We start from the raw sequence: 11,762 nt of genomic DNA on the forward strand, positions 1-11,762 counted from the left end.
AGAAAACTCTGCCATGAGCGCACTCAACCGATTCAGCGGTTTGCTGCTGGCTGCGGCGTTGCCGTTGACGGCTCTCGCCGACCTGCCTGCGGAAACCATTCAGCCTTCGATCAACGCCGAGCTTGCCGAACACACCAAGGTGTTCAACAAGCAGATCTACCAGGTCACCGAAAACGTCTACTCGGCAGTCGGTTGGAGCATCGCCAACAGCGTGATGGTGATCGCCCCCGAAGGCTTGATCATTTTCGACACTGGCGAGTCGCCGGAAGAGTCCGCCAAGGTATTTGCCGAGTTCCGCAAGATCAGCGACAAGCCGGTCAAGGCCATCGTCTACAGCCACTTCCACCCCGACCATATCAACGGCGTGAAAGGCTTTGTCACCGAACAACAGGTGAAAAGCGGCGAGGTGCAGATCTACGCCCATGAAACTCTTCTGGATAACGTGGTCACCCAGGGCGCGCTGGTTGGCCCGATCCTGGCCATGCGCTCGGCCTACACCTTTGGTGCGGCGCTGAACGCGGCGGATCGCAAGGATATGAACGGTGGCATCGGCCCGATTGCGGTCGGCGGGCAGAGCACTTTTATTGCTCCCACCATCACCTTCAAGGACCAACTCGACACCACCATCGCCGGCCTGCCGGTGCAGTTCCGCTGGGCACCGAGCGAGGCACCGGACGAGATCGTCATGTATATCCCCGGCAGCGGCGTACTGCTTAGTGCCGAGGTCGACCAGGGCCCGACCCTGCCGAATATCCACACCCTGCGCGGTGCCAAATTCCGTGACCCGGTGGCCTGGGTCAACAGCCTCGATCTGCTGCGCAGCTTCCATGCCCAGTACCTGGTACCGTCCCATGGCCGCCCGGTAAGTGGTGTGGATCAGGTGGAAGAAGTGCTGCGCATGACCCGCGACGGCATCGCCTATATCCACGACCAGACCGTGCGCTGGATGAACAAGGGGCTGACCCCCGACGAGCTGGTCGAGAAGGTCAAACTGCCGCCGCACCTGGCCGGCTACACCCCCTATCTGCGTGAGTACTACGGCACGGTGAAACACAGCGTGCGGCAGATTTACGAAGGCTACCTGGGCTGGTTCAAAGGCGACCCGGTGGACCTCGACCCGATTCCGCCAGTGGAAAAAGCCAAGCGCACCGTCGAGCTGATGGGAGGCCACGACAAGGTGCTGCTGGCCGCTGGCGATGCCTACCTGAAAGGCGATTATCAATGGGCGGCGGAGCTGGCCAGCTATGTGATCCGCATCGACCACGAGGACAAACTGGCCCGCGATATCAAGGCCCGCAGCTTCCGCAAGCTGGGCTATGCGCAGATGAACATCAACTGGCGCAACTGGTACCTGATGAGCGCCATGGAGCTGGAAGGCAGCCTGGGGGAAGAGCAACTGACGGAGATGGCCAAGCGTCTGCGTGGCACCTTCCTGTCGCCGGACATGCTGAAAAACCTGCCGGTGAAAGTCTTTCTGCAGAACTGGATCACCCGCATCGACCCGGAGAAATCCGCCGATGTAAACCTGACCCTGGGCTTCAGCTTCCCCGATATCAACCAACAGTGGGCGCTGGAAGTGCGCCGTGGCGTGGTGCAACTGCACCCCGGTATTCCTGAAGGCACCACGCTGAAACTGACCCTGGATAAAACCTACCTGGACACCGTGATCAGCGGCCAGAACAGCCTGCTCAAGGGCGCGGTGCTGGGCGATGTGAAGGTCGATGGCAACCTGCTGGAGATCAAAACCTTCCTCGGCTGCTTCGATTTCAGCGACAGCCCGATCAACCTGACGGTGCGTTGAGATGAGCGTTTCTTTGACGTCGCGGCGGTGGTTTAGAACCGTGCTGGCGCTGGTGGTGCTCGTGGTGCTGGCGGCTGCCGTGCTGTTCAGCCAGCGCCAGGTGATTCGTGATGCCGCCGAAGGTTATGTGTTTGGCTACCCGCTGGTGATTACTGAAATCACCCGCGACGGCTTTAACCGCAGCCTGGCGCCTACCCAGCACCTGGTGCACGTGCAGAAATTCCCCGACGCGCACTTTCGCGAGATCGTCCGGCCCAACGTCGACACCCTGTATTCGGTGGCGTGGCTGGACCTGAGCGAGCAGGCGCTGGTGTTCGAGATGCCAGCCACCGAGCGCTACAACGTGATGCAGTTTCTCGATGCCTGGACCAACGTCTATGCCTCGCTGGGCCCGCGTACCACGGGCAAGGACGCGGCCACCTATTTGCTGGTCGGGCCGAATTGGAAGGGCACGGTGCCGGAAGGCATGTTGCTATTGCGCTCGCCGACGGCGATTGCCTGGCTGCTCGGCCGACTGCAAACCAATGGCGTGGGCGATTACGACACGGTGCACGGTATTCAGCAGCAGATCAGCCTGACGCCGCTGAGTGAGTGGCAGCAGGGCAAACGTTCGGCGTCGCTGGTGCCGCCGGTGAAGGTCGAGCGCGGCGTGCCGCCGCTGTTCCAGATGCGCGCGCTGGAGAGCCGCGACTTCTTCCAACGCCTGGCGCGCTTGATGGCCAGCAACCCGCCGTCGGCCACCCTGGATCAGCCGGCGCTGCAAGGCCTGGCGCGTTTGGGTGTGCAGCCCGGAGCTGAGGTGCCGGCGTGGGGCTGGTTGCAACAACGTGCGGTGGCGCTGGGTATCTGGCTGGCCGAGCGCAAGCTGCAAGACGTGATCGCCCACCCGGTCGACCTGAAAGCCGGCTGGCGGGTGCCACCGGCGCAAGTTGGTCGTTATGGCAGCGAGTACGGCTTGCGTGCGGCGGTGGCCATGGCCGGGTTTGGCGCCAACCTGGGCGAAGACGCGGTGTACCCCAATGGCGTCAAAGACGCTGAGGGCAACGCGCTGCAAGGTGGCCAACGCTACCGCCTGCATTTCGCTGCCGGGCAGTTGCCGCCGGTGCGCGCGTTCTGGTCGGTGACCGTCTACGACGCCGACGGCTACCTGGTCGACAACCCCTTGAACCGCTACGCCCTGGGCGACCGCGACGCGCTCAAACGCAACGCCGATGGTTCGCTGGATATCGTCCTGCAAGCCGATGCCCCGGCCAGCGAATGGCAAGGCAACTGGCTGCCGATTCCAAAAGAGGGTGGCTTCGCCCTGACTGCACGGCTGTACTGGCCGGAGGCGGCGATTCTGTCCGGCACGTGGACGATGCCGGCCATCGAGCGGGTGCGGTAGGTTGGGTTGAGCTAAAGGCGAAGCCCAACGATACGTTGCGCTCAGGCCTATTGCCGCTGCCAGACTGGACGATTGAGAGGTAACGGTAGTGGTCTGTTTGGCGGCGCTGGTGGGGCGGACTCAGGCGTATCGTTGGGCTTCACGTCGTTCAACCCAACCTACCCAAAAGTGCGGGGTGAGTGGGCTGAGTTGCAACGTATCGTTGGGTTCAACCTACACCCCAACAAGGAACACCCATGCACCTGATGTCCTTCCTCAAAGGCGCCCTCGCCATGTTCTGGCTGATGGCGCTGCTCAACATCATCTATCCCTTTGGTGAACCGCTGCACCGGCCGTTGTTACTGGTGACCGGCGTGCTGTTCGCCGCCCATGTCGGCGAAGCCTTGCTGTTCAACAGCCGCCTCAAGCGCCAGGCGTTTCCGTGGCTGGAACGGGCGCAGGTGTTGCTGTTTGGTTTCCTGCATTTGCGTGGCTTGGCGCGGTAAGGCGGCCCTCACCCCCAGCCCCTCTCCCGCAGGCGGGAGAGGGGAGCTGAACTGCGACCTTGCTGCAACCCCAATTAGTCCCCTCGCCCCTCGGGGAGAGGGCTAGGGTGAGGGGGATGATCCACCACAGATCTACAACCGCCCATCCGCCGCCACCTGCATAAACGCCGAATCAAAGCGCAGTTTGATATTCGCCGGGCTACCGATCACCACGCCATTGGCAAACGAAATCCCAATGCTCTGCGCGCTGGTGGCTTTGCCGAGCATGCCGTGGCTAAAGGCGAAGGCGCTCATCCGTTCCATGGCCGCCGGCAGCCCCGGACTTTCGGCAAAGGTCACGGCGCTGCGGGCGGAGTAGAACGAGCGGTTTTTGCGGCGCTGGGCCTCGTAGTCTTCCAGCTCGATACCCGCACCTTTGGCAATAGCGCTGAGGGTGGCGGCGCCTTTGTCGTCCGTGGCGCGCATCCGTTGCATGGTTTCGAACCACGCCCCGGTCAGTGCCCGGCCCAGGGCCGGGTTGGCGCGCAGGGTGTCGGTGTTGACCGCGAGCAGCTGGACTATTTCTCCAGGAATGCGGTGCGAGCTGAACACCAAGGTGCTGTCGCCCGCGGCCTTGAGCCGCGCCAGCGTCGGGTTCCAGGCCGCCACTGCAGCGATATCGCCGGCGCCATACGCTGCCAGCAGATCGGCCTCGGCGGTGGGCGTTACGCTCACATCGTCTTCGCTCAATTGCACCGACTCCAGCGCACGTACCAGCAGGTAATGCGCCACCGAATTTTTCGCCAGATGCACTTCTTTGCCCTTGAGGTCTTGCGCCCGCAGGTTTTTGCCGCGCAGCAGAATGCCGTCGTTGCCTGCGGAGAAGTTATTGATCAGCAGCGCCGTGGTATCGATTCCGGCTGCGGCGGGCAGGGACAGGGCCTGGAGGTTATTCATGGTGCAGCCATCGAACTGGCCTGCGGTGTATTGCTTGGCCGCATCGGTGGCGTCGTCGACGCGCACCAGGTCAATGCTGATGCGGTACTTCCTGGCCCACTTGTCGACGATTTTCTGCTGCGCCGCATAGCCCCAGGGCAACGCGCTGGCGTCGTTGCTCCAGCACACGCGAAATTGGTCGCGGGCCAGGGCGCTGGTGCTGCTGCCCAGCAGCACCACAAGGGCGATGGCCATAGAACGGGAAAGGCGCATGCAAGGCTCCAGCAAAGGGCAAAGGGGTAAGCGCCGCGAGCTTATCCCAGGGCGTCGGTACATGTGGTTTGTGTCGACAAAATTGAGAACCGTGCTTACCTCTTTAAGCAAATCTGCAACCCAGCACAGCCATCCAATGCGCCGTCATATTCCAGGCAGATAGTAGTTATAGAGAAGATGCTTGCTGCGTTTTCTTCCCGATGACAATGGACACTTCAGGAGAGCCCTATGAGCACGTTCAAAACCCAAGACGGCACCGAGATCTACTACAAGGATTGGGGCAGCGGTAAGCCCGTACTGTTCAGCCACGGCTGGCCGCTGGACGCCGATATGTGGGAATACCAGATGGAGTATCTGAGTTCCCGCGGTTATCGCACCATCGCCTTCGACCGTCGTGGTTTCGGCCGTTCCAGCCAGCCCTGGACAGGCTACGACTACAACACCTTCGCCGACGATATCGCCCAGCTGATCGAACACCTGGACCTCAAGGACGTCACCCTGGTGGGCTTCTCCATGGGGGGCGGCGATGTCAGCCGCTATATCGGCAAACACGGTTCGGCGCGAGTGGCCAAGCTGGTGCTGCTGGGCGCGGTGACGCCGATCTTCGGGCAATCCGCCGACTTCCCCGAGGGCGTGCCCAAGCCGGTGTTCGACGGCATCCGAGCGGGCTTGTTAAAAGACCGCGGGCAATTTATCAGCGACTTCGCCGCGCCGTTCTACGGCACCAACCAGGGCCAGGTGGTTTCCCAGGGCGTGCTCACGCAAACCCTGAACATTGCCTTGCTGGCCTCGCTCAAGGGCACCGTGGATTGTGTGACCGCCTTTGCCGAAACCGACTTCCGTGGGGACATGGCCAAGATCGACGTACCGACCCTGGTGATCCATGGCGACGGCGACCAGATCGTGCCATTCGAAACCACCGGCAAGCTGGCCGCGCAGTTGATCAAAGGCGCGCAGTTAAAGGTGTACAAGGGCGCGCCGCATGGTTTCGCGGTGACCCACGCGCAGCAACTGAATGAGGATTTGCTGAGCTTTATTGCCGGTTGAGTTAGCGATACCGCAAAGCGACAGGCTGAAGCCTCTCTTACAGGGGACCAGGGTTTCTTGTAGGAGCGGCTTAAGCCGCGATACTTTTGATTTTATCGTTTGCAGGGATCGCGGCTAAAGCCGCTCCTACAACACCGCGTTTTGGGTTACCACACCATCCCCCCTTCACGGACGAACCCCCCATGCCCTTCGACTGGCACGCCGACCCCATCACCACAAACACCCCGCTGGACCCCCACTACCGCTCCACCCAGAACGTGCGCCGATTTATGACCGAGCAGTGCGGTGCGCATTTCAAACTCAACCGTGAATTCATGGCCTGGATCCGTAGCGGCGTACCGCAGACCATGGGTGAGGTGGCCGTCGAGTGGACGCGGCGCCATGGTCAGGGCTAGGCGGCCTACAGCAGTACCCCGTTAACCGGCTCCTTCGCCGCCGGTGCCGGTTCCCCAAGCATCTCCAGCACCGCAATCTCATGCCCCCGGCACATGGCATCCAGCGGCAAGTCATTGGGCTGAGTGTCGAACGGATCGGCAATCTGGTCGCCCAGGGCATCCAGGCCAAAAAAGGTATAGGCCAGCACGCACACCGCAAACGGGGTGAACCAGCCGATGCTGTCCACCAGGCAGAACGGCAGCAGAAAGCAGTACAGGTGCACGATGCGGTGCAGCATCAGAATGTAGGGGTAGGGGATGGGGGTGTTCTTGATCCGCTCGCAGCCGCCGAGCACGTAGTTCACGCGGTTCAACTGCTCGTCCAGATGCACCTGGACGATGTCGCTAGCGCCGGATTGCCGGGCCAACTCCATGGTTTGTTCGCCTAAGCGATGCAGTAATGCGCTGGGCGGGTTCTGTTTGTCGGCGAGGGCCTGGCGAGTGGGTTCGTCCAGCAGGCGCTGCAATTCTTCACTGGGCTCGGTGCGGCGCAGTTGATCTTTGAGGGTGTAGCCAAAGGCGATCAGCAGGTCGAGTAACTGGCGACGCTCCTTGTCAGCGGCGGCAGGCAGCAGGGTGAGGATCTGCCGGGTCAGGTTGCGCGTCACAATCGACAGCTCGCCCCACAGGGTGCGCGCCTCCCAGAAACGCTGATAGGCCACGGTATTGCGAAAGCCCAGGCAGATCGCCAGGGTCAGGCCCCAGAGGGTGAAGGGCGTGGCGGTCAGCACTACCTTGTAGTGGTACAGGGTGCCGTGGCTGGCCACCACCACCGAACTGATCAGCACGGTGAACAGCACCTTGCGCCAGATCGCGGTGATGATCGAACCCTTGAGGGAGAACAGCAGCACAAACGCGGACGGGTTCTGCGGACGGGTAATCATGCCAAGCCTCTGGGCGACGGAGCGTGGCCCGATTCTGCGGCATCGGCCACCTGGCGTGCCACTCTTCCTCTGCTGCCTGCTTGAGGCAGAATAGGCACCTGCAACTGCCAACCAGAAAAGAGGCCAGCATGATCGAAGTCACCGAGGTTTCCATTGCCGAACTGCGCGCCGCCCTGGAGGCAGGCCGCACTACCGCAGTTGAACTGGTTCAGGCCTATCTGGCGCGCATCGATGCCTACGATGGCGCCGACACCCCCACCGCGCTGAATGCCCTGGTGGTGCGCAACCCCGATGCGCTGCAAGAAGCCCAAGCCTCCGACGCCCGCCGCGCCAAAGGCGCAGTGCTGGGCCCGCTGGATGGCATTCCCTATACCGCCAAAGACAGCTACCTGGTCAAAGGCCTGACTGCCGCTTCCGGCAGCCCGGCGTTCGCCAATCTGGTGGCCCAACGCGACGCCTTTACCATCGAGCGTCTGCGCGCTGCCGGGGCCATCTGCCTGGGCAAAACCAATATGCCGCCGATGGCCAACGGCGGTATGCAACGCGGCGTCTATGGCCGCGCCGAAAGCCCGTACAACGCCGCGTACCTGACCGCACCCTTTGCCTCCGGCTCCTCCAATGGTGCCGGTACCGCCACCGCCGCCAGCTTTGCCGCCTTTGGCCTGGCGGAAGAAACCTGGTCCAGCGGCCGTGGCCCGGCCTCCAACAATGGCCTGTGCGCATACACCCCCTCCCGTGGGGTGATTTCGGTACGCGGCAACTGGCCGCTGACGCCGACCATGGACGTGGTAGTGCCCTACGCCCGGACCATGGCCGATCTGCTGGAAGTGCTCGAACAAGTGGTGGCCGAAGACAGCAACCCACGGGGCGACCTGTGGCGTCTGCAGCCCTGGGTGCCGATTCCACCGGTAGCCGACGTGCGCCCAGCGTCCTACCTGGAACTGGCGGCCACACCCGCCGTCCTGGCCGGCAAACGCCTGGGCGTGCCGCGCATGTTTATCAACGCCGACCCCGAGGCCGGCACCAGCGAAGCTCCGGGCATTGGCGGGCCGACTGGCCAGCGCATCATCACCCGTGCCGCGGTGATCGACCTCTGGCAAGACGCACGCAAAGCCCTGGAAGCGGCCGGCGCCGAGGTGATTGAAGTGGACTTCCCGCTGGTCTCCAACTGCGAAGGCGACCGCCCAGGGGCACCGACCGTGTTCAACCGCGGCCTGGTCTCACCGGAGTTTCTTAACCACGAGCTCTGGGACCTGTCGGCCTGGGCCTTCGATGACTTCCTGCAAGCCAACGGCGACCCCAAACTCAACCGCCTGGTGGATGTCGACGGGCCGAAAATCTTCCCCCACGACCCTGGCACCTTGCCCAACCGCGAAGGCGACCTGGCCGCCGGCATGGACGAATACGTGCGCATGGCCGAGCGCGGCATCACCCCCTGGGACGAAATTCCCACCCTGGCCGATGGCCTGCGTGGCCTGGAGCAAACCCGGCGTATCGACCTGGAAGACTGGATGGACACGCTGGGCCTCGACGCCGTGCTATTCCCCACCGTCGCCGACGTCGGCCCGGCGGATGCCGACATCAACCCGGCCTCGGCGGATATCGCCTGGAGCAATGGCGTATGGGTGGCCAACGGCAACCTCGCCATCCGCCACCTGGGCGTACCGACCGTAACCGTACCCATGGGCGTGATGGCCGATATCGGCATGCCGGTTGGCCTGACCTTCGCCGGCCGCGCCTACGACGACTCCAACTTGCTGCGCTTGGCCTCGGCCTATGAAGCCACCGGCAGCAAGCGCCTGATACCGCCGCGAACGCCGCCGCTGTAAAAGCATCGCGGCTGAAGCCGTTCCTACATGCTGTACGACCTGTAGGAGCGGCTTCAGCCGCGATTGGCCAGGCCTGCAAACGGCATTCAATCAGGCCATATCGCTCTGCCTGAACTCCTCGCCGAGAAAATCAATCAAGGTCCGCACCGACGGCAGCAACCCGCGCCGCGAGGGAAAAATGGCATGGACGATGCCGCATTTTGGCGTCCACCCCGGCAGCATTTCCACCAGCGTGCCAGCGGCCAGATCATCACGCACCGCCACCCGTGGCAAATGCACTATCCCTACTCCGGCCAACGCCGCATCGCGTAACGCCCGCAAGTCATCGGTGACCATCCGCGGCTTGTGCGCTATCTGCAGACTGGCCCCCTCGCTGGTAAACAACTCCCACTGATACTCACGCTGCTGCCCACCCCAGAACAGGCTGGGCAGGCGGCTCAGGTCTTCCGGGCCAGCGCCTTCGCCCAGGCACTGGGCATATTGCGGATGACCCACCAGGCACTGGGTACTGTTGCCCAGCACCTTCATCACCATATCGGTGTTTTCCAGCGGCGGAAAACGCACCCGCAGGGCGATATCGAAGCCCTCATGCAGCACATCCACCCGGCGGTTGGTGGCCTCGATGGCCAGCTCCACCAGCGGGTACTTGAGCATATAGCGCGTCAGCATCGGCCCTACCCAGGAGTTCAGCAGGGTAGTGGGGCAGGCCAGGCGGATCAGGCCGCGCGGTTCGCTGCGGTTGCGCTCGATCACCTCGGCCGCGCTTTCCGCCTCCACGCGCATGGCCACACAGCGCTGGTAATAGGCCTGGCCGATTTCGGTCAGGGCGTTGTGCCGACTGGTGCGGTGTAGCAGGCGCACGCCCAGGCGTTCCTCAAGCTGGGTAATGCGCCGGCTGAGCTTGCTCTTGGGCATATCCAGCGCCCGCCCGGCGGCGGCAAAGCCGCCGTGCTCTACCACCTGGGTGAAGTAGTAGAGGGTGTTGAGGTCTTCGATGATCGTTCTCCAAATAGAACGCTAGAGGCAATTTTCGCAGTCTAGTGCAAAAAGGTAGGCGATTTTAAGCTTTACCCATGCCGCAACAACACGGCAGCGAAGTAAAAAACCTTAACGCCCAACAGCGGGCACCCAAACAGAAAGCGAGGAACGCACCATGACTACTTCTTACAAATACAACCGTCTGGACAAAGACAACGCCGTGGTTCTGCTGGTTGATCATCAGGCTGGTTTGCTCTCGTTGGTTCGCGATATCGAACCGGACAAATTCAAAAACAACGTGCTGGCTGTGGCCGACCTGGCCAAGTTCTTCAAACTGCCAACCATCCTCACCACCAGCTTCGAAACCGGCCCCAACGGCCCGCTGATGCCAGAACTCAAAGAGATGTTTCCCGAAGCGCCGTACATTGCCCGCCCTGGCCAGATCAACGCCTGGGACAACGAAGACTTCGTCAAAGCCATCAAAGCCACCGGCAAGAAACAACTGATCATCGCCGGCGTGGTCACCGAGGTGTGCGTAGCGTTCCCGGCGCTCTCGGCCATCGAGGAAGGCTTTGATGTATTCGTGGTCACCGACGCCTCCGGCACCTTCAACGAAATGACCCGCAACGCCGCCTGGGACCGTATGTCCGCCGCCGGTGCGCAACTGATGAACTGGTTTGGCGTGGCCTGTGAGCTGCACCGCGACTGGCGCAACGACATCGAAGGGCTGGGCACCCTGTGCGCCAACCATATTCCTGACTACCGCAACCTGTTCACCAGCTACAACGCGCTGACCGCCAGCAAGTAATCGGTCGACCCCTGCGCACAACCCATCAAGCCAAACCCTGAGCGCTGCAGCATCCTGCTGCAGCCTTACCCCTCATTCGCAAGGACGGACCCGCTCATGAAACTCACCACCCTGTTCAGCAGCCTGGCATTAGCCTTGGCTGTCAGCTCAGCGGCCCAGGCCGCTCCCGACAAACCCACCATCGTGCTGGTGCACGGCGCGTTCGCTGACTCCTCCAGCTGGAACGGCGTGGTCAAGATTCTGCAGCACGACGGCTACAGCGTGGTGGCCGCCGCCAACCCGCTGCGCAGCCTCAAGGGCGATGCGCAATCGGTCACCGAGCTGCTGAAAACTATCAAGAGCCCGGTGGTGTTGGTGGGCCATTCCTATGGTGGGCCGGTCATCAGCGAAGCGGCCTATGCTCAGGCCAACGTCAAAGCGCTGGTGTATGTGGCGGCTTTTGCGCCGGATGTTGGTGAAAGTGCTGTTGCCCTCAGCGGTAAATACCCGGGTGGCACCTTAGGCCCAACCCTGGCTGCGCCCGTGCCGTTGGCTGGCGGAGCGAACGACTTGTACATTCAGCAAGACAAATTCCCTGATCAATTTGCCGCCGACGTGCCAAAAGCCGACGCCAGATTGATGGCCGCCACCCAGCGTCCGGTGACTGACGTGGCGCTTAACGAAGCCGCCACCGAGCCGGCCTGGAAAACCATTCCGAGCTGGTGGGTGTATGGCGACGCCGACAAAAACATCCCGCCGCAGGCAATGAAGTTCATGGCCGAGCGGGCACACGCCAAACAGACAGTAGTGGTCAAAGGCGCGTCCCACGTGGTGATGATCTCCAACCCGAAAGCCGTCGCTCAAGTGATTGAGAAAGCAGCCAAGGCGCAGTAATACGCCGCACAAAAAACCGCAGCCTGTTTGCATCAGGGCTGCGGTTTTTTA

Annotated in this window: 11 protein-coding genes; 8 read left to right on the forward strand and 3 right to left on the reverse strand. The window is 62.3% G+C overall.

The window, feature by feature from the left end; genetic code table 11:
* Positions 1–13: 13 nt before the first annotated feature.
* The 3 genes from ACVW0Y_RS18215 (at position 14) to ACVW0Y_RS18225 (ending at position 3,670) form a co-directional block, all read left to right on the forward strand.
* Positions 14–1,801: an alkyl/aryl-sulfatase gene (locus ACVW0Y_RS18215; RefSeq protein ID WP_457440156.1), complete on the forward strand. Its 1,788-nt coding sequence runs from the start codon at positions 14–16 to the stop codon at positions 1,799–1,801.
* 1 nt (position 1,802) lies between these two features.
* Entirely contained in the window at positions 1,803–3,185 is a 1,383-nt protein-coding gene (locus tag ACVW0Y_RS18220; RefSeq protein ID WP_457440158.1) for a DUF1254 domain-containing protein, read from the forward strand.
* Between the two features lie 236 nt (positions 3,186–3,421).
* Complete coding sequence (locus ACVW0Y_RS18225) at positions 3,422–3,670, forward strand: DUF1145 domain-containing protein (RefSeq protein ID WP_108097205.1); 249 nt, start codon at positions 3,422–3,424, stop codon at positions 3,668–3,670.
* A gap of 132 nt (positions 3,671–3,802) precedes the next feature.
* Here the strand turns inward: ACVW0Y_RS18225 and ACVW0Y_RS18230 are convergent, their stop codons facing one another.
* A complete protein-coding gene (locus ACVW0Y_RS18230) occupies positions 3,803–4,858 on the reverse strand; it encodes a putative urea ABC transporter substrate-binding protein (RefSeq protein ID WP_457440160.1) in 1,056 nt (351 codons plus the stop codon).
* Positions 4,859–5,086: 228 nt separating this feature from the next.
* Here ACVW0Y_RS18230 and ACVW0Y_RS18235 point away from each other — a divergent pair, with 228 nt between their 5' ends.
* Together ACVW0Y_RS18235 and ACVW0Y_RS18240 are read left to right on the forward strand one after the other, a co-directional pair.
* Entirely contained in the window at positions 5,087–5,905 is an 819-nt protein-coding gene (locus tag ACVW0Y_RS18235) for an alpha/beta fold hydrolase (RefSeq protein ID WP_457440161.1), read from the forward strand.
* Positions 5,906–6,087: 182 nt separating this feature from the next.
* The gene (locus tag ACVW0Y_RS18240) at positions 6,088–6,300 is read left to right on the forward strand and encodes a DUF6434 domain-containing protein (RefSeq protein WP_457440163.1); all 213 of its coding nucleotides are present in this window, start codon (positions 6,088–6,090) and stop codon (positions 6,298–6,300) included.
* A 5-nt stretch (positions 6,301–6,305) separates the two neighbouring features.
* On the opposite strand, the gene ACVW0Y_RS18245 is transcribed toward ACVW0Y_RS18240, so the two are convergent.
* A complete protein-coding gene (locus tag ACVW0Y_RS18245) occupies positions 6,306–7,223 on the reverse strand; it encodes a bestrophin family protein (RefSeq protein ID WP_457440165.1) in 918 nt (305 codons plus the stop codon).
* A 128-nt stretch (positions 7,224–7,351) separates the two neighbouring features.
* Between ACVW0Y_RS18245 and ACVW0Y_RS18250 the strand changes: the two genes are divergently transcribed.
* Positions 7,352–9,052, forward strand: coding sequence for an amidase (locus tag ACVW0Y_RS18250; protein ID WP_457440167.1), 1,701 nt, complete (start codon positions 7,352–7,354; stop codon positions 9,050–9,052).
* A 90-nt stretch (positions 9,053–9,142) separates the two neighbouring features.
* Here the strand turns inward: ACVW0Y_RS18250 and ACVW0Y_RS18255 are convergent, their stop codons facing one another.
* Positions 9,143–10,048, reverse strand: a complete 906-nt coding sequence (locus ACVW0Y_RS18255; protein ID WP_457440232.1) for a LysR substrate-binding domain-containing protein — start codon at positions 10,046–10,048, stop codon at positions 9,143–9,145.
* Positions 10,049–10,205: 157 nt separating this feature from the next.
* On the opposite strand from ACVW0Y_RS18255, the gene ycaC reads away from it, so the two are divergent.
* Both ycaC and ACVW0Y_RS18265 read left to right on the forward strand, forming a co-directional pair.
* On the forward strand, positions 10,206–10,838 hold the full coding sequence (ycaC, locus tag ACVW0Y_RS18260) for an isochorismate family cysteine hydrolase YcaC (RefSeq protein ID WP_457440169.1): 633 nt from the start codon (positions 10,206–10,208) through the stop codon (positions 10,836–10,838).
* A gap of 96 nt (positions 10,839–10,934) precedes the next feature.
* Entirely contained in the window at positions 10,935–11,711 is a 777-nt protein-coding gene (locus tag ACVW0Y_RS18265; RefSeq protein ID WP_457440171.1) for an alpha/beta fold hydrolase, read from the forward strand.
* Positions 11,712–11,762 lie beyond the last annotated feature (51 nt).

Source organism: Pseudomonas sp. TE3786 (genome assembly GCF_054057335.1).

Bases quoted from the DNA above. Each gene is read 5' to 3' on its own strand.
- ACVW0Y_RS18215 (WP_457440156.1), top strand. From the start codon at position 14: ATGAGCGCACTCAACCGATTCAGCGGTTTGCTGCTGGCTGCGGCGTTG.
- ACVW0Y_RS18220 (WP_457440158.1), top strand. From the start codon at position 1,803: ATGAGCGTTTCTTTGACGTCGCGGCGGTGGTTTAGAACCGTGCTGGCG.
- ACVW0Y_RS18225 (WP_108097205.1), top strand. From the start codon at position 3,422: ATGCACCTGATGTCCTTCCTCAAAGGCGCCCTCGCCATGTTCTGGCTG.
- ACVW0Y_RS18230 (WP_457440160.1), bottom strand. From the start codon at position 4,858: ATGCGCCTTTCCCGTTCTATGGCCATCGCCCTTGTGGTGCTGCTGGGC.
- ACVW0Y_RS18235 (WP_457440161.1), top strand. From the start codon at position 5,087: ATGAGCACGTTCAAAACCCAAGACGGCACCGAGATCTACTACAAGGAT.
- ACVW0Y_RS18240 (WP_457440163.1), top strand. From the start codon at position 6,088: ATGCCCTTCGACTGGCACGCCGACCCCATCACCACAAACACCCCGCTG.
- ACVW0Y_RS18245 (WP_457440165.1), bottom strand. From the start codon at position 7,223: ATGATTACCCGTCCGCAGAACCCGTCCGCGTTTGTGCTGCTGTTCTCC.
- ACVW0Y_RS18250 (WP_457440167.1), top strand. From the start codon at position 7,352: ATGATCGAAGTCACCGAGGTTTCCATTGCCGAACTGCGCGCCGCCCTG.
- ycaC (WP_457440169.1), top strand. From the start codon at position 10,206: ATGACTACTTCTTACAAATACAACCGTCTGGACAAAGACAACGCCGTG.
- ACVW0Y_RS18265 (WP_457440171.1), top strand. From the start codon at position 10,935: ATGAAACTCACCACCCTGTTCAGCAGCCTGGCATTAGCCTTGGCTGTC.